The sequence below is a fragment of the Kitasatospora sp. NPDC048662 genome, from assembly GCF_055587065.1.
The window spans coordinates 399,207-417,245 of sequence record NZ_JBVJHA010000003.1; the positions used below are offsets into that span (position 1 = coordinate 399,207).

Consider the following 18,039-nt stretch of genomic DNA (forward strand, 5'->3'; position numbering starts at 1 on the left):
ACGTGGCAGATCAGACCGTCGCACCCGTGGTGTCCGCCGCCAAGCCCGCGCAGGCGTCCCAGGTGACGCTCGCGCACATCATGAGTGAGCACGACACCAATCTCTACGGCACCATCCACGGCGGCGTGGTGATGAAGCTCATCGACGACGCCGCGGCCGCCGCTGCCGCCCGGCACGCCGAAGGCCCGGCCGTCACCGCCGCCGTGGACGGCATGACCTTCCTCGCCCCCGTCCGGGCCGGCGACCTGCTCACCGCGCACGCCGAGCTGGAGCGGGCCGGGCGTACCTCGATGACTGTCCACGTCACCGTCACCGCCGAGCGCTGGAACGCCACCGGCCCGGTCACCCGGGTCGCCACCGGAAGGCTCACGTTCGTCGCCATCGACGCCGACAGCCACCCGCGCCCCGTCCCGGCCCTGCTCGAACCCGCAGCTGCCTGACACCTCGTCACCACCCGAGCCCGAGCCCGAGCCCCGAGCCCGAGCCCCGAGCCCGAGCCCCGAGCCCGAGCCCCGAGCCCGAGCCCTGAGCCCCGAGCCCGGAACGCCGTCCCACCTGGCGTTCCGGGCTCGCGGCTTTGAGTGATCACCATCACGTGGGGACAAACCGCATCATTGCGGACGGCGTGTGATCGACATGTTCCGTTCAAGCTCCGATTACCCCACCATGGCAGCGTGTGCCCGCCTACGCGCGTAGCGCAGGCGCACCCGCACCCCCATGGTTCCTGTGGTTCGAGGAGATTGACAGATGATCAGAACGTGGAAGGCCGCCCGCCCGCTGGCCCTCGCCGCCACCGCACTGGTGGTCGCCGCCGGCGCGAGCGCCGTCCCGCAGCACGCCACCGCGGCCACCCCCAAGAACGCCGCCGCGGCCGCCGCCACCACCCCGAAGCGGGTGCTGTTCGACAACACCAAGGCGGAGACCGCGGGCAACGCGGACTGGATCATCTCCACCAGCCAGCCCGACCCGCTGGCGCAGAACGCCAACCCGAGCAGCGAGACCAGCTGGACCGGCGCCATCTCGGCCTGGGGCGTGGCCCTGCAGAAGACCGGCAACTACAGCCTGAAGACGCTGCCCGCCGGCAACACCATCACCTACGGCACCGGCGGCGCGCTCGACCTCGCCAACTTCGACGAGTTCGTGATCCCCGAGCCCAACATCCGCCTCAGCGCGGCCGAGAAGACCGCCGTGATGACGTTCGTCCAGAACGGTGGCGGCCTGTTCCTGATCTCCGACCACACCCAGAGCGACCGCAACAACGACGGCTGGGACTCCCCGGCCATCATCAACGACCTGCTGACCAGCAACGGCGTCAACAACAACGACCCGTTCGGCTTCTCCGTCGATCTGCTGAACATCACCACCGACAACCCGCGGGCGATCTCCGCCACCGCCGACCCGGTGATCAACGGGCCGTTCGGCACCGTCACCGGCTCGATCATCCGCAACGGCACCACCTTCACCCTCAAGCCCGCCGACAACCCGAACGTCAAGGGCCTGGTCTACCGCACCGGTTACAGCGGCAACACCGGCGCGGCGTTCGCCACTTCGACCTTCGGCAAGGGCCGGGTGGCGATCTGGGGCGACTCCTCGCCGATCGACGACGGCACCGGCCAGTCGGGCAACACCCTCTACAACGGCTGGAACGACCCGGCCGGCACCGACGCCGCGCTCGCCCTCAACGCCACCGCCTGGCTCGCCCAGGGCAGCGGCTCCGGCGGCAACACCGGCTCGGTCTCCCTCGCCAACCCGGGCGCCCGCACCGCCACCGTCGGCACCGCGACCAGCCTCCAGCTGTCCGCCACCGACACCGCCGGCGGCACCCTCGGCTACGCGGCCACCGGCTTGCCCGCCGGACTGACCGTCAACCCCGCCACCGGCCTGATCAGCGGCACCCCCACCACCGCCGGCACCAGCACGGTCACCGTCACCGCCACCGACTCCACCGGCCCGTCCGCCAGCGCCACCTTCACCTGGACGGTCACCGCGAGCGGCGGCACCACCTGCACCCCCGCCCAGCTGATCACCAACCCCGGCTTCGAGAGCGGCAGCACCTCCGGCTGGACCGAGACCAACAGCGGCGGCTCCAGCACCATCAACAGCAGCACCAGTGAGCCCGCCCACAGCGGCACTTACGACGTCTGGCTGGACGGCTACGGCGCCACCAACACCGACACCCTCGCCCAGACCGTCACCCTGCCGACCGGCTGCGCGAACTACAACCTCAGCTTCTGGCTGCACATCGACAGCGCCTCCTCCACCACCACCGTCTTCGACACCCTCACCGTCACGGCCAACGGCACCACCCTGGCCACCTACTCCAACGTCAACGCCGCCGCCGGCTACCAGCAGCGCACCTTCAACCTCGCCGCCTACGCCGGTCAGAGCGTCACCCTGAAGTTCACCGGCGCCGAGGACTACACCAAGCAGACCTCCTTCGTCCTCGACGACATCACCCTCAACGTCTCCTGACGCGACGTCGGAGCCCCGGACCGGCCCCACCCGGTCCGGGGCTTCCTCGTTCGGTCACATCTGCTTCGAGATCCGAACTGCTTTGTGAAGGTCTTGCCATGAGGATCTTCACCTTCCTAGACTGCGGCCACCATGGCCGGGCGCGTCCATGTCACAGACTTGGGGGAGGGTCGAGTTGAAGCGTTTCCGCTTACTCGTCGCGGGCAACGCGGTTTCCGCGTACGGCAGTTATCTGAACATGGTCGCGCTCAACGTCTTCGTCTACCACCTGACGGGCAGCGCTCTGACGGCCGGTCTGTACATGGCGGTGCGGCTGCTGACCAGCGTGGCGTCCGGGGTCGTCGCGGGCGCCCTCGCCTCGCGGATCCCGCGCAAACGCCTCATGGTGGGCGCGGACCTCACCCAGGCCACCGCGTTGGTCCTGCTGCTGCTGGCGCCGTCGGGCGCCCGCGTCGCGCTGCTGTTCGCGCTCGCCGTCGTCGCCGGCGCCTGCTCGACGGTCTCCGGGGTGTCGCTGCGCAGCGCGGTGCCGGAGATCGTCGGGGCGGAGCTGCGGACCAGGGCCAACAGCCTGCTGGCGACCGGCCGTTCGCTGGCGATGGTGGCCGGGTTCGGCTCCGCGGGCATCATCGTCGCCCAGCTCGGCTACCGCTGGGCCTTCGCCCTCGACGCGCTGTCGTTCGTCGTCTCGGCGAGCGTGCTGCTGTCGCTGCCGATCCGCACCGAGGCCGCGCGGAAGAGCGAGGCCGCGGCGGAGGTGGCGAAGGCGGAGCAGGACGGCGGCGGACGGTGGGCCACGCTGATGCTGCTGCGGTCGATGCCCGTCGTGGCCGTGATGGTCCTCGTCCGGGCGGTGGACGGCCTGGGCTCCTCGTCCCACAACGTGGCCCTGCCGGTCTACTCCGATGCGCTCGACCACGCCCATCCGGCCGCGTTCATCGGCCAGTTCTGGGCGACCTGGGCGATCGGCAACATCGCCATGCAGCAGATCCTGTCCCGCTGGAGCTCCCGGACGGGCCACAGCCCCGGTGAGCGGATCTTCGCGCTGGGCGCCTGCGTGATGTCGGCCGCGTTCATTCTCGTCTTCAGCGGGCTGCCGACCGTCCTCGCGGTCGTCGTGGCCCTGGTGGCCGGCATGGCGGACGGCCTGACCGAGGTCGCCTACGTCTCGCGGCTCCAGACCACCCCGGACGCGCAGCGGGCGCGGCTGTTCGGCCTGTCGGCGTCGGTGGAGAACCTGGGCTTCGGCCTCGGCATGATCCTCAGCGGCGCGTTACTGGAACACTTCTCGCCGCTGCAGGTGGTGGGCGGCCTCCACGGACTCGCGATCCTCCTCTGCGTCGGGTTCCTGCTGCTGCTGGTGCGGGGCGCGGCAGCACGCCGGGCCACCCCAGCAGCGGGACGGGCAACCCCGGCGGACGGCGCGGCGCCTGAGCCGGAGAAAGCGGCCGACGGCCGGGTTCGCGCCTCCGAGGGAGGACGGGCATGACCGCTCCCGCCGACCGCCGGGTCGCCGTCATCGGCCTCGCGCTCCGCCTGCCCGGTGCCACGACCGAGGACGCCTTCTGGCGGCTGATCCGCGACGGCGAGGACCGCATCCGGCACTTCACGGACGAGGAGCTCGCCGCCGCCGGAATCCCGCCCGAGAAGTACCGGGCACCGGATTTCGTGGGCGCGAGCGCCGTCCTGGACGACGTCTCGCATTTCGACGCACCGTTCTTCGGCATGAGCGGCCGAGAGGCCGCCTACACCGATCCGCAGCACCGCCTTTTCCTCGAAGTCGCCTACCACGCACTGGAGAACGCCGGTTACCCGCAGGAGCGGCCGGGTGAGCGCATCGGTGTCTACGCCAGTACCGGGTACGAGCTGTATTCGCTGCAGACCTACCTGCTCAACAACGTGCTCCCGGCGGCGCCCGCGGAGGACTGGCTCTCGCGCCTGCAGATGATGATCGGCAACTACCCCGATTTCACCGCCACCCGCGCCTCCTTCCGGCTGGGCCTGACCGGACCGTCCTTCAACATCCAGACGGGGTGCTCCAGTTCGCTCGTCGCGGTGCAGACCGCCGCGCAGGCGCTGCTGGGCGGTGAGACCGACCTCGCGCTGGTCGGGGCCACGGCCATTCACACGCCGCAGGTGCTGGGCTACCAGTACGTCAAGGGCTCGATCCTGTCGAGGACGGGCCGCCTGCGGGCGTTCGACGGGTCGGCGGACGGCACGGTCGGTGGCAACGGTGTGGCGGCGATCGTCCTCAAGCGGCTCGACCGTGCCGTCGCCGACCGGGACACCGTCCACGGCGTCATCAGCGGGTGGGGCGTCAGCAACGACGGCGCCGCCAAACACACCTACACCGCGCCCAGCGCGGTCGGCCAACAGGTGGCGATCCGAAGGGCGTTGGAGACGGCCGGGGTCGGCGCGGACGAGATCGGCCTGTTGGAGACCCACGGCACCGGCACGCTCAAGGGCGACCCGATCGAGTTCGACGGCGCCACCGCGGCGTTCCGCGTCGACACCGACCGCACCGGCTACTGCGCGATCGGTTCGACCAAGGCCAACATCGGTCATCTGGACGTGGCTTCGGGCCTGGTGGGCCTGATCAAGGCGATGCTCGCCGTGCGGCACGGGGTGATCCCACCGCTGGCCAACTTCGAGCACCCCAATCCGGCGATCGACCTGGTCACCAGCCCCTTCTACGTCCCCCGCGAGGCCCGGCCGTGGCCGCGGGACGGTCGCCCGCGCCGGGCCGGGGTCACCTCGCTGGGCGTGGGCGGCACGAACGTCCACGTCCTGCTGGAGGAGCCGCCGCCCGCGACCCCCGCGCCGGACGGCGACGCCCACCCCTCGCCCGGCGTCCTGCTGGTCTCCGGACGCGACCCGCAGGCGCTCACCGCCAACGCCCGCGCCTTCCGCAGCCACCTGCGCCGGCACCCGGACACGTCCCTGCCCGACCTGGTCACCACCGCCGCCCTCGGCCGCACCCACGGACGGCACCGGATCGCCGTGCGCGGCGACAGCCCGGCAGCGCTCGCCGACGCGCTCGACCGCTGGCTGACCGGCACCGCCCCCACCGTCGGCGGACGCGGCCCGGTCTGGTCCGGCCTCGCCCCGCGCGAGGGCGCGACCCCCGTCGGCTTCCTGTTCGCCGGACAGGGCAGCCCCTCCCGCGGCATGGCCGCCCCCTTCGACCGCAGGTTCCGGGCAGTGGCGGACGTCCTCGACGCGTGCGAGGCGCAGTACCGCCGCGAGTACGGCACACCGCTGCTGGACGCATTCCGCGCCGACGCCGAAGCCGCCGAGCACGAGACCTGGCCGACCGGCACCGCACAGCCCGCCCTGTTCGCCCTCCAAGCCGCCCTCACCCGCATGTGGGAGCAGGCCGGAGTGCGGCCCGCGATCGTCGCCGGACACAGCGCCGGGGAGTACGCGGCGCTGGCCGCCGCCGGTGCGCTCACCGTGGAGGACGGACTGCGGCTCACCGCCGAGCGCGGCCGGCTCATGCAGGCCTGCCCTCCCGGCGCGATGGTCGCCGTCGCCGCCGACCGGTGCACCGCCGGGCAACTGGCCGCCGAGATCCCCGGACTGGAGGTCGCCGTCGTCAACGGCGAGCGGTCGCACGTGCTGGGCGGACCGGTGGAAGCGGCCGAGAAACTGCTCGCGCTGCTCGCCGAACGCGGCATCCCCGGAGAGCGGCTCCCGGTCGACCGCGCCTTCCACACGGCGCTGACCCAACCCGCGCTCGGCGCGTTCCGCACGGTGCTGGAGGGCATCGCCTTCCACCCACTGACCGTCCCGTTCGTGAGCGGGCTGGACGGCATCCTCCGCCCCGTGGGATGGGTGCCGGACCCGGACTACTTCCTGCGGCACACCCGGGAAGCGGTGCGGTTCGACGCCGTGCTCGCGACGCTCGGGGAACAGGCGTCCGGCGAGCCCGTGCTGCTGGACCTCGGCCCGCACCACACCCTCGGCGGCCTGGCAAGGCGCGCCCTGCCCGCCGCCACCGTGGCCTCGGCGACGCGCCGCGGCGCGGGCATCGAACCCCTGTGGTCCGCGGCCGCCGCCCTGCACTGCGCGGGCGTGCCCGTGGACTGGCACCACCTGCTGGAAGGCACCGGCGGCGGCCGCACCCCGCTGCCCGCCTACCGCTTCCAGCGTCGGCACTACTGGACCGGCCCCGAACCGGCGATCAGCGCATTCGGTGAACCAACGGAAGACGAGGACGCAGTGGAACTGAGCAACACGGGCACGCTCACCGCCGACGACGTGTGCCGTCACATCGTCGAAGTGACGGTCGATCACCTGGGCGCGGAACCGGGGACGGTGACCGAGGACACCTCGTTCTTCGACCTGGGCGCCGACTCGCTGCAACTGATCCACATGCTGCGGCTCATCGAGCAGGAGCACCAGGTCAAGGTCGCCATGCGCGAGCTGTTCGAGGAGGCCGGCACGCCGCGACTGCTGGCCGAGCTGATCGTGGGCCGGATCCCGGGCGCCCCGGCTCCCGCCCCGATCCAGGCCCCTGCGCCGGTCGCGCCCGCGCCGGTTGCCCCTGCCCCTGCCCCGGCCCCCGCGCCGGTCGCGCCGGCCCCGGTCGCGCCCGCCGCGCCGGTCGCCCCTGTGGCTCAGCCTGCGGCCCCGGTGTACGCGACGCGTCAGGAGATCGAGGACCTGGCCCGTCAGATCCAGCAACTCACGCAGATCCAGCTCCAGATGATGACGCAGCTCTCCGAACTGGTGACCCGCCAGCTCGCCTCCCTGCCGGGCGGCACCTCGACCGCGGCCGGTGGCCGGTGAGCGCCCCGCAGCGCCAGGAGGGCATCGCGGCCGTCACCGCCGCCGCCGACAGCGACCTCGCCGCGATGGCGGAACTCTCGCGACGGATCGCCGAGCAACTGGCCGGGGCAGCCCAGGCGTCCGAGGCGGCGGCGCCCGCACCCTCCGGCGTCGTACCCTCGGGCGCCGCACCGAGGATGCACGGCCCGCGGGTGGCCGTGGACCGCGCCTCCGGCATGGTCGGCGGCACCGGGCCGGAGAGCCGCAAGCGGCACCTGGACGATCTCGTCCGCCGGTACACCGCGAAGACGCCGACGTCGAAGGAGTTGGCGCAGCGCCACCGCCGGGTGCTGGCCGACAGCCGGGCCGTGGTCGGCTTCCGCTCCAGCACCAAGGAGATGCTGTACCCGATCGCGGCGCGCGGTGCGTCCGGTGTGTCGATCACCGACATCGACGGCAACAGGTACACCGACATCACCATGGGCTTCGGTGTGCTGATGTTCGGCCACGAGCCGCCCTTCGTCCGCGAGGCCGTGCGCGAACACCTCTCGCGCGGTGTGCAGTTGGGGCCGCGCAACGCCGAGACGGGCGAGGCGGCCGAACTGCTCGCCGAGATCACCGGCATGGAACGGGTGGCGTTCGCCAACTCCGGGACGGAGGCCAACTCGGCCGCGATCCGGCTCGCCCGCGCCGCCACCGGACGCCGGAAGATCGTGACGTTCCACGGTTCGTACCACGGACACGCGGACAACGTCCTCGGCCGCGCGGCGGGGACGGGCGAGGAGCGCGCGACCGCACCCGTGTCGATCGGCATCCCGGACAGCGCCGTCGCCGACCTGCTCGTCCTCGACTACGGCGACCCGGCGTCGCTGCGCGTCATCGAGGAGCAGGCGCAGTCCATCGCCGCCTGCATCATCGAACCGGTACAGAGCCGCCACCCCTCCCTGCAACCGGTGGAGTTCGTCCGGGAGTTGCGCGAACTCACGCAGCGCCACGGGATCGTGCTCATGTTCGACGAAATGCTGACCGGCTTCCGCCCGGCGCTGCGCGGCGCCCAGGAGCTGTACGGAGTGACTCCGGACCTGGCCACCTACGGCAAGCTGCTCGGCGGCGGCTTCCCGATCGGCGCCATCGCCGGGCGGTCCGACATCATGGACGGCATCGACGGCGGCCACTGGAACTACGGCGACGCCAGCTACCCGCCGGGCGAGACGACCTTCTTCGGCGGCACCTACATCCAGCACCCGGTGTCGATGGTGGCCGCCCGCGCCGTCCTCACCCACCTCAAGGCGCAGGGGCCGACGCTCCAGCAGCGCCTCAACGGGCGGACGGACCGGTTCGCGGCCGACCTCAACGGCTTCTTCGAGGCCGAGGAATTCCCGCTGCGGCTCGCCCACTTCGGCTCGATGTTCCGCTTCGAACACCGCGCCGACATGGAACTGCTCTACCACCACCTGCTGCTGCGCGGAGTGTTCGTCTGGGAGTGGCGGAACTTCTTCCTGTCCACCGCGCACACGGACGAGGACCTCGCCCTCATCACGGACGCCGTCCAGGGTTCGCTGCGCGAGCTGCGCGACGCCGGCTTCTTCCCCGGCACCCGCACCCTGCCTTCGGCAGCGGCCCCCGCCACCGCCCCGGCCGCCGCCACTTCCCCCACACCGGCCGCCGCCACCGCCCCGGTTGCCGGGGCGCCCGCCGTGCCGCAGACCCCGGTGTCGGTCGCCGCTCCGGCTCCGGTTCCGGCCACCGCCCCGGTGTCAGGTCCCGTCGCCGCCCCGGTTTCGGTCGCTGCCGATGCCCTGGTTGCCGGGACGCCCGCCGCGCCGCAGACCCCGTTGCCGGTCGGGGCGATGCCCCTCTCGGCGCCGGTCGCCGCTCCGGCTCCGGTTCCGGCCACCGCCCCGGTGTCAGGTCCCGTCGCCGCCCCGGTTTCGGTCGCTGCCGATGCCCTGGTTGCCAGGACGCCCGCCGCGCCGCAGACCCCGTTGCCGGTCGGGGCGATGCCCCTCTCCGCGCCGGCTCCGGCGTCGGCCACGGCCCCCGCTCCGGTCGCCGCCTCGCCGCTGGCCCCGGCCTCGACTCCGGCCTCCGCCTCGGCCCCGGTCCCGTCCCCGTCCCCAGCTCCGGTCGCCGCCTCGGCTCCGGCCTCGGCCCCGGCCCCGGCCTCGGCCTCGGCCCCGGCCCCGGCCTCGGCCTCGGCCCCGGCCCCGGCCCCGGCCCCGGCCCCGGCCTCGGCCCCGGCCCCGGCCTCGGCCTCGGCCCCGGCCCCGGCCCCGGCCCCGGCCCCGGCCTCGGCCTCGGCCTCCGCCCCGTCCCCGGCCGCCGCCACTGCCTCGTCCCCGTCGGTCGTCCCGCCCCGTACCCCGGGCCCCGACTTCAGCATCTACTTCTTCGGCGACTACCCCCAGGAGGACGCCCCTCGCCTGGACAAGTACGCCATGATCCTGGAGACCGCCCGGTACGCCGACACCCACGGTTTCCACTCCCTCTGGATGCCCGAACGGCACTTCCACTCCTTCGGCGGCCTGTTCCCCAACCCCGCCGTACTCGGGGCGGCCCTTGCCCGGGAGACGGAACGCGTCCGCATCAACGCGGGTTCGGTCGTCCTGCCGCTCCACGACCCGATCCGGGTCGCCGAGGAGTGGTCGATGGTGGACAACCTCTCCGGCGGACGGGTCGGCATCGGCTGTGCGAGCGGCTGGAACGCCAACGACTTCGTCTTCTTCCCGGACCGCTTCGGCCGCCACCGGGAGTCGATGTTCGACCAGCTCGCCGAGGTCCGGAAGCTGTGGCGCGGCGAGGCCCTCACGCGCACCGTCGGCGACGGGAGCGAGACCGAGATACGGCTGTTCCCGCGGCCGGTCCAGGACATGCCGCCGATGTTCACGGCGGTCGTCGGCAACCCGGCCTCCTACGAGCTGGCGGCCCGCCACGACCTGGGCATCGTCACCAACCTGATGTCGCAGAGCATCGACCAGCTGCGCGACAACATCGCCCGCTACCGCCGAACCCGCGCCGCCCACGGCCTCGACCCGGCCGCCGGGCGGGTCGCCATCCTGCTGCACACCTTGCTCGGCGGCGACCACAACCGGGCGCGCGAGGCGGCGTTCGAGCCGCTCTCGCGGTACATGCGAGCCTCGCTCTCCCTGTTCGGCGGGGTGACGAACAGCCTCGGGTACAACGTCGACCTGTCGACACTGACCCAGGACGATCAGGACGTGCTGTTCGCACGTGCCTACCGGCGGTACTGCGACGACCGGGCGCTGATCGGCACGGCCGACAGCGTGCGGCCCGTCGTGGATGCCGTCAGGGCGGCCGGCGTGGACGAGATCGTGGCGCTGGTGGACTTCGGCGTCCCGCCGGCGACGCTCCGCGCCGGGCTGCCCCACCTCGACGCGCTGCGCCGCTCCTGCGCCCGGCCTGCCACCACGCAGCCCGCACGCCCGACGGCACCGGAGCCTGTCACAGCGCCGAAGCCCGCCGTGCCCGTCACAGCGCCGAAGCCCGTCGCCACCGTGGCAGCGCCCGAGCCCGCCATCCCGCCCGAGCCCGCCGCCGCCACCCCGCCCGAGCCCGTCGTCGCGGCACCGCCCCGGAGCGCCGAGCCGCAGGAGCCGGAGCTGCGGCGGCACCCGCTCTCCTTCGGCCAGCAGCGCATCTGGATGCAGGAGCAGATCCTGCCGGGCCGCACCGCCTACAACGAGTCCAAGGCCCTCCTCTTGGACGGCCCGCTGGATGTCCCCGCGCTTCGCTCCGCCGTGCGTGCGCTGGTGGCCCGCCACGAGAGCCTGCGGACCGTCTTCCGCGAGGCCGCCCCGGGCGAGCCCGTTCAGGTCGTGCTGCCGCCGGGCGAGCCGGACTTCGAGCTGATCGACCGCTCGGCGTCCACCCCGGCCGGGGCCGACCCGCATGCCGCCGTCCAGGACGTGCTCGACGCGGAGAGCGCCCGCCGCTTCGACCTCGCGGACGGCCCGCTCTTCGTCACCCGGCTGGTGAGGCTCGGCGAGCAGCGGCACGTGCTGGTGTTCTCGCTCCACCACATCGTGGTGGACGCGGAGTCGGCGGCCGTCATGACTCGTGACCTCTCCGCCTTCTATCGGGCCGAGTCGGCCGGCCGGACCGTCCCGGAGGGCGAACTGCCCGCGCTCACCCGGTCGTACGCCGACCACGCCCGTGCGCAGCGGGCCGCCGCCGGGAGCCCGAAGAGCTCGGAGGACCTCGCGTACTGGCGGGAGACCCTCGGCCGGGAACTGTCGGTGCTGGACCTGCCCACCGACCGGCCCCGCCCGCCGGTGATGACGTCCAACGGCAAGGCCTCCTTCCGCACCCTTCCCCCCGAACTCTCCGACGGCCTGCGGGCGTTGAGCCGGGGTCGGCGCGCGACGCTGTTCATGACGCTGATCGCGGGCTACGCGGCGCTGCTGCACCGCCTCACCGGCGACCAGGACGTGGTGATCGGCACGCCGATCTCCGACCGCCCCGAGGGTTCGGAGCACCTGGTCGGCTTCTTCGTCAACACCCTGGCGCTGCGCGTCGATCTGTCCGGCGACCCCGACTTCGGCACCCTGCTCGACCGGGTGCGACGCACCGCGCTGGACGCCTACGACCACGCCGACGTGCCGTTCGAGTCGGTCGTGCGGGAGCTGGCGCCGAGCCGCGCCACCGATCGCACGCCGGTCTTCCAGGTGCTCGCCGAGTTCGAGCGGGACGAGCCGTTCCGCCTCGACCTGCCGGGCGTGCGGGCCACCGCCCTGGACGCCGGGCCCGACAAGGCCCTCGCCGACCTGTGCGTGTACTTCACCGACGGCGGCCCGTCCAAGGGCATCCGCTGCCACCTGGAGTACAACACCGACCTGTTCGACCTCGCCACGATCGACAGCTGGTTCACGGCCTTCTCCGACCTCCTGCAACAGGCCGTGGCGGACGACGCCACGCCACTCTCCCAGCTAGGGTCTGTCCGGCCGATCTTGCCGGGCGCGCGACGCCGGATCATCCCGCCTGGAAGCACCGGCAAACCATCCAAGTACACCCAGTACGAGGACGGTTCGCCGGCACTCCCAGCCGGGCGCGAAATGGGGGCACCTCCCAGCCCCCAAGGGCTGGGGGAGACGCACGCTGATCCGACAAGATCGACCGGACAGACCCTGGGCGCGAGCACCGCACAGGCCGAGGCGGACGGCTGGCTCGCCGGCCCGGTGCGCGAGGTACCCGACACGACCGTGCACGCCTGGATCGCCCGGCAGGCGGCCCGCCACCCGGGGCGCCCGGCTGTCATCGACGGCGAAACCGTCCTGACGTACGGGGAGTTGGAGCGCCGGGCGGGCCGGCTCGCCGCCGTCGTCCGGGACCTGATCGGCGCGCCGGTGGCCGGCCCGCACCGGCCGGTCCCGGTGTGGCTGAACCGCTCGCCCGAGCTGATCGTGGCGATGCTCGCCGTCCTCAAGGCAGGTCACGGCTTCGCGCCGATCGACCCTGACCTCGGGCTCGCGCGGGCCAAGGCCGTGCTGGCCGACTGCGCCTCGCCGCTGCTGCTCACCACCGGGAACTCGGCGGCCGCCCTCGACCTGCCCGCCGACGTCACCGTTCTCGACGTCACCGCTCCCGCCGCCGGCGACCCCGGCAGCGCCCCCGCGCCCACCGAGGCCGAGGACCCGGCGACGTCCGCTTCCCTCTGCTACGCGCTGCACACCTCGGGGACGACCGGACGGCCCAAGGGCGTCGCCGTCCCGCACCGCAACCTGGTGTCGTTCTGCCAGTGGCATCACCAGCACTTCGCGACCACGTCCGAGGACCGGACGGCACTGCTGTCCAGCGTCAGCTTCGACGGCTCGCTGATGGAGATCTGGCCGACGCTGACGGCGGGTGCGACGCTGGTCGTCGCCGACGACGAGACCCGCAAGGACCCGCTGGCGCTGGCCCGTTGGTACGCCGTGCACGGCATCACGTTCTCCTTCCTCACCACTTCGTTCGGCGAGGCGCTGATCGGCCTCGACGAGCGCCGCCAGCCGCCGTTGCGTCAACTGGCGGTCGGCGGCGACGTGTTGAGGGTGCGGCCGCACGCGTCGGCGCCGTACCGGGTCACGAACGTGTACGGGCCGACGGAGGCCACGATCCTGTGCACGGTGGAGACCGTCGCGCCCAAGGGTTCGCAGGCGGGCCCGATTCCGATCGGCCTGCCCGTCGACAACGTCCGGGTGCGGCTGGTGGACGCCGACGGCAGGCCGGTGCCCGACGGGAAGGTCGGTGAGCTGTACGTCGCCGGAGCCGGAGTCGCGCTCGGCTACCTGGACCGGCCGGAGGAGACCGCCGCTCGGTTCCTGCCCGACCCGGCGGGTGGTCCGGGCGCGCTGATGTACCGCACGGGCGACCTGGTGCGGCGCGACCCCTCCTCCGGGGCGCTCCAGTTCTGCGGGCGCGCCGACGACCAGGTGAAGATCCGCGGTTTCCGGGTCGAACCCGGCGAGGCGACCGAGCAGTTGCGTCAGGTGTGGGGCGTGCGGGAGGCCGCCGTCCTCGCCCGGCGGGACGCACGCGGGGACGCCCACCTCGTCGGCTACCTCGTCCCGGCCGAGCCGCTGGACGGCGAGGACGGGACGGCCGCCGCGCTGCGGACGGCCTTCGCGACCCTGGCCGCCGGGGCGCTCGCGCGCCGGGTGCCGGAGTACCTGGTGCCACGGGCCTGGGCGGTCCTGCCGGCGCTGCCGCTCAACGGCATTGGCAAGCTGGACCGTTCGGCCCTGCCCGAGCCGGACATCACCGTCCCGACGACGCACGCTCCGCCGACGCTCCCGGCCGCACCGGCCCCCGGTCCGTCGCGGACCGTGCAGCGGGTGCGCGAGCTGTGGGCGGCCGAGTTCGGCATCGGCGTGGAGGCGGTCGACCCGCAGGCCTCGTTCTTCGGCCTGGGCGGGCACTCGATCACCGCGATCCGGCTGGTGAACCGGGTGCGCGAGGCGCTCGGGGTGGACGTGCCGGTGACGCGGCTCTTCCAGGAGCCGACCCCGGCGGCGATGGCCGCCTTCGTGGACGCCTCCCGCCCGCCGTCGGACAGCGCCCCGGCACCGGAGTCACCCGCGAGGTCGGCCGTCCTGCCCGATCGCCCCCCGCTCACCGCGACGCAGGCGAGGTTCGCGGACCGCATCGGCAAGCTCCCCGTGCCCGAGGTGTTCAACGTCGCGCTGCGGCTCCTCATCACCGGCCCCCTGGACGTCGCCGCGCTCCACACCGCCCTCACCGGCCTGGTGGAGCGTCACGAGTCCCTGCGCACGAGGTGCGTCCGCGGCGACAAGGCCGAGGACTGGTGGCAGGACGTCCTGCCGGTCCATCCGGTGGAGCCTCCCGTGGAGGATCTGCGGGGCCTGCCGGAGAGCGAGCGCGAGGCCGAGCTGTCGAGGATCAGCACCGAGGCGGCCAGGCACCCCTTCGACCTCGAAGCGGGCGTCCGGCCGGCGGTCCGGCTGGTGCGCACCGGCGAGGAATCCTGGGCGCTGGTGTTCGTCATGCACCACTCGATGTGCGACGGCTGGGCCGTCAGCGTGCTGCTCAAGGACTTCGCGGCCCTGTACCGGGCGGCGCTCACCGGCGAGCCGCACGGCCTGCCGGCGGCGACCCAGCAGATCGCCTACGCCCGGCACGAGCAGGCCCGCAGCGACGCCGACCGCGAGGACGACTACAGCTACTGGGAACGCCAGTTGAAGGACGCGCCGTTCAAGCACGACCTCCCGCTGGACCGGCCACGACCCGAGAAGCTCAGCGGCCAGGGCCAGGTGGCGCAGTTCACGGTGCCGGCGGAAGTGCGGGGCCGCATCGAGGAGTTGGCCAGGCGGCTGGACACCACCCCGTTCGCCGTCACCGTCACCGCCCTGGCCCGGTTCATGGGAACCCTCAACGGCCGTACGGACAACCTCCTCCAGGTCGCGTACGCCAACCGTGCACGCCGCGAGGAGGAATCGCTGCTCGCCTGCACCGTCTCCTCCCTGCTGCTGCGGCTGCGAACCGACACCTCGACACCGTTCGCCGACCAGGTACGCGCAACGGCCCGCTCCGCGAACGAGGCCCTGGACCACCTGATGCCACTGTCCCGCTCCGGCCCCCGCCTGCGCGAACGCGGCTACCCGGACGTCCCCGACCGCCTCGACCACGGCTTCCAGTACCAGAACTCCCTGGAAACCGACATCACCCTGCCCGGCCTCACCACCCACGCCCAGGACCTCACCATCCCGGCCGCCCGCAGCGAATTCAACCTAGGCCTCGTCCCCGCAGGCGACGCCCTCGCAGGCTACCTGGAATACACCACCGACCTCTGGAACCCCGAAACCATCACCTCCTGGACCACCCGCTACACAACCCTCCTGAACGACCTCGTCACCCAGGCCCTGACCGACACCCCCGACAACGCGTAGCCCCACCGAACAGCGAAAGGCCCCAGGAGAACCTGGGGCCTTTCTTCGGTGTCCGAGGGGGACTTGAACTCTCGCCTCGGGCGCCAGCCTTTGTTAGTTCTGACCTGCGGAAACGTCGTTGATCCGCCATCAACTCGGCCACTCGGCCTACCTACCTGCCTGACCTGGGCGTTTCTGACCGTCTCGGACCGCTGTTGGTCATGCGTTGGTCACGTGACCATCCCCCTCTGGCCTGCTGTTGGAGGAAGATCCTTATGCCAACACGGGAATATCACAGAGTCGGCATAGACAGCTCTGGGCGAGGCTCCCTACCTTCGTACCTGCACGGCTCAACCAGGGCCGATCATTAGGGGGTTGACATGGCTGACAAGCCGGGGCTGACGCGACTGACTGGCCTGGGGAGCGGCGACGGCAGCGGTTCGGGGGAGTGCGGTGCCGACGACTGTCCCAACGTGTACGCGACTGACCGAGGGTCGTTCGTGGTGCAGGGTGACCTCTTCGACGGCTTCAGGCCGCCGGAGGGTGAGGGTCTGGTCGAGATCCCGGAGCACATCTTGAGGGAGGCGTTCCGTGCTCTTGGATGGAAGTGACTGGCGCAAGTACTTCGACGCCATGGAGCGAGATGCGTGGCGATTGGAGACGCACCCCGTCTACACCATGCCGCAAGAAGAGGAAGCTATTCGCCGGTTCCGGGCGGGCGAGCCGGTCACGGCTGCTGACACTGCGGCATGGACCGAGCGACTTGAGGGCTACCGCAGGACCGGGCGGACGGTCGGGCGAGTCCATGTGATTACGCGTCCGCTGACCGAATATCTGCGGTTTGAATTTGCTCACTACCGGCACAACGTCGGAGCGGGCGAGGACGTCAGGATCCTCGATTTGACTGACCAGGAGAACCCGGGGCTCCCGGGGCAGGACTTCTGGATTTTCGATGATTCGCGCGTAGTCCTCATGAACTACCGCTCCGACGGAACTCAGATCAACCGCGAGGTACTCGACGGAGACCCTCGTCCTTATCTGGAGTGGAAGCAGCTTGCCCTTGCCAGGTCAGTTCCATTCCTGGAGTACGTGGAGAGCATGGGTGAGTGACAATAGATCCTGAGCAGCTTGGGCGGTCGAAATCGGACCTGGCCAAGGAGCTGCGAGAACTGCGCAAGCGAGCCGGCCTCACTGGGGTCCGGCTCGCTAGGCTTTGCTCGATGTCTCAGAGCACGATCAGCAAGATTGAGACTGGTAAGAAGATTCCGACGCTTACCGAGGTTGAGCGTATCCTCCGGGCGGTGGGCGCGCCGGCCAATATTGTGGACGAAATATCCGCCCTTGCTCGAAGTGCGAATACGCAGTGGCAGGAGGTCCGGGCGTCGTGGCGACTGGGACTGGAGAAGCGGCAGGCTGAGCTGGCTGCGCTGGAGACTGGCGCTCGTGAGCTGCGGTTCTTCCTCCCGGCCATGCTCACGGGACTGCTGGCCACGCCGGAATACGTCAGAGCGAGCCTGGAATACTCGCCAGGTGATATCTCGAAGACCGTGGCGCGAAAGTTGGAGAGACAGGAAGTTCTCTACGACACTTCGAAGTCTTTCGCTTTCATACTCACTGAGCAGGCTGTGAAATGGGCTGTGGTTGGCCCATCGGCCATGTCTGTCCAGATCGAGCGGCTTGCGGCTCTCTCTAACCTCCCGAACATTCGAATCGGTGTGATTCCATTCGGAGCGCTTCTCGGCCGCGGCCCCATGAATACCTTTACCGTCTATGATGACCGCCTGGCTACCGTTGAGACGTTCACTGGGCGGATGGTATTTCAGGACCCGAGAGATGTGGCGGAGCACCTTGAAGTATTTTCGCTGTATGAGCGTATAGCTGTCTTCGGTGAACAGGCTCGTCGGCAGCTCCTTGAGTGGGCGGAGATGTATCGAAGAGATCTTTAAGCGATCACCAGAATAATTGCGATCCTGGCTCGCTGACGGATTTAACCTGGCTTCTCGCCCAGTGAACACCGAGCGATGGAGAGCCAGGAATGTTCGCCGAATTCGAGAGAGAACCCGCCGTCGCCGGGTCGCATGCCGTGATGCGCTATGACGTGGTGGAGGTGGACGGCTCGTTCGCCCTGAAGGACCTTCTGTTGGACGGGTACTGCGCTCTGCCGGACGAGTCAGGCCGTGCGGTGCTGCTGAGGTTCGGGACCGCCTACGACGCGCGCCTGTGGCTGATGCAGGCCGACACCCGCAGGGCGTACGCGGCGAGCGTGACCAGGATCAGGGCGGAGGCCGGCGAGAAGCCGCGCCCCGAGGACGTGCCGCTGCTGGCCTTCGACCTGTACCTGCCCGGTGACGTACGTGGGTGAGGTCGGCGAGCCGGATGACCCGCCGACGGACGAGGAGCTACGGGCCGCGCGGGC

General features: G+C 71.5%; 9 protein-coding genes. All 9 read left to right on the forward strand.

Annotation, left to right across the window (positions count from 1 at the left end; genetic code table 11):
- Positions 1–2 precede the first annotated feature (2 nt).
- The 9 genes from ACZ6R9_RS12365 (at position 3) to ACZ6R9_RS12405 (ending at position 17,985) form a co-directional block, all read left to right on the forward strand.
- A complete protein-coding gene (locus ACZ6R9_RS12365) occupies positions 3–440 on the forward strand; it encodes an acyl-CoA thioesterase (RefSeq protein ID WP_380484079.1) in 438 nt (145 codons plus the stop codon).
- 307 nt (positions 441–747) lie between these two features.
- Positions 748–2,472 carry a putative Ig domain-containing protein gene (locus tag ACZ6R9_RS12370; RefSeq protein WP_465538136.1) on the forward strand — a complete coding sequence of 575 codons (1,725 nt, stop codon included), beginning with the start codon at positions 748–750 and terminating at the stop codon, positions 2,470–2,472.
- Between the two features lie 175 nt (positions 2,473–2,647).
- On the forward strand, positions 2,648–3,961 hold the full coding sequence (locus ACZ6R9_RS12375) for an MFS transporter (RefSeq protein WP_465538137.1): 1,314 nt from the start codon (positions 2,648–2,650) through the stop codon (positions 3,959–3,961).
- Positions 3,958–7,263, forward strand: coding sequence for a type I polyketide synthase (locus tag ACZ6R9_RS12380; protein WP_465538138.1), 3,306 nt, complete (start codon positions 3,958–3,960; stop codon positions 7,261–7,263). The genes ACZ6R9_RS12375 and ACZ6R9_RS12380 overlap by 4 nt, the downstream gene beginning before the upstream one ends.
- Positions 7,264–7,328: 65 nt before the next feature.
- Complete coding sequence (locus ACZ6R9_RS12385) at positions 7,329–15,644, forward strand: MupA/Atu3671 family FMN-dependent luciferase-like monooxygenase (RefSeq protein WP_465538263.1); 8,316 nt, start codon at positions 7,329–7,331, stop codon at positions 15,642–15,644.
- A 359-nt stretch (positions 15,645–16,003) separates the two neighbouring features.
- The gene (locus tag ACZ6R9_RS12390; RefSeq protein ID WP_465538139.1) at positions 16,004–16,234 is read left to right on the forward strand and encodes a hypothetical protein; all 231 of its coding nucleotides are present in this window, start codon (positions 16,004–16,006) and stop codon (positions 16,232–16,234) included.
- Positions 16,215–16,733, forward strand: a complete 519-nt coding sequence (locus tag ACZ6R9_RS12395; RefSeq protein ID WP_465538140.1) for a DUF6879 family protein — start codon at positions 16,215–16,217, stop codon at positions 16,731–16,733. The genes ACZ6R9_RS12390 and ACZ6R9_RS12395 overlap by 20 nt, the downstream gene beginning before the upstream one ends.
- The gene (locus ACZ6R9_RS12400) at positions 16,730–17,569 is read left to right on the forward strand and encodes a helix-turn-helix domain-containing protein (protein WP_465538141.1); all 840 of its coding nucleotides are present in this window, start codon (positions 16,730–16,732) and stop codon (positions 17,567–17,569) included. Before ACZ6R9_RS12395 ends, ACZ6R9_RS12400 begins: the two co-directional genes overlap by 4 nt.
- A gap of 89 nt (positions 17,570–17,658) precedes the next feature.
- On the forward strand, positions 17,659–17,985 hold the full coding sequence (locus ACZ6R9_RS12405) for a hypothetical protein (RefSeq protein ID WP_380484093.1): 327 nt from the start codon (positions 17,659–17,661) through the stop codon (positions 17,983–17,985).
- Positions 17,986–18,039 lie beyond the last annotated feature (54 nt).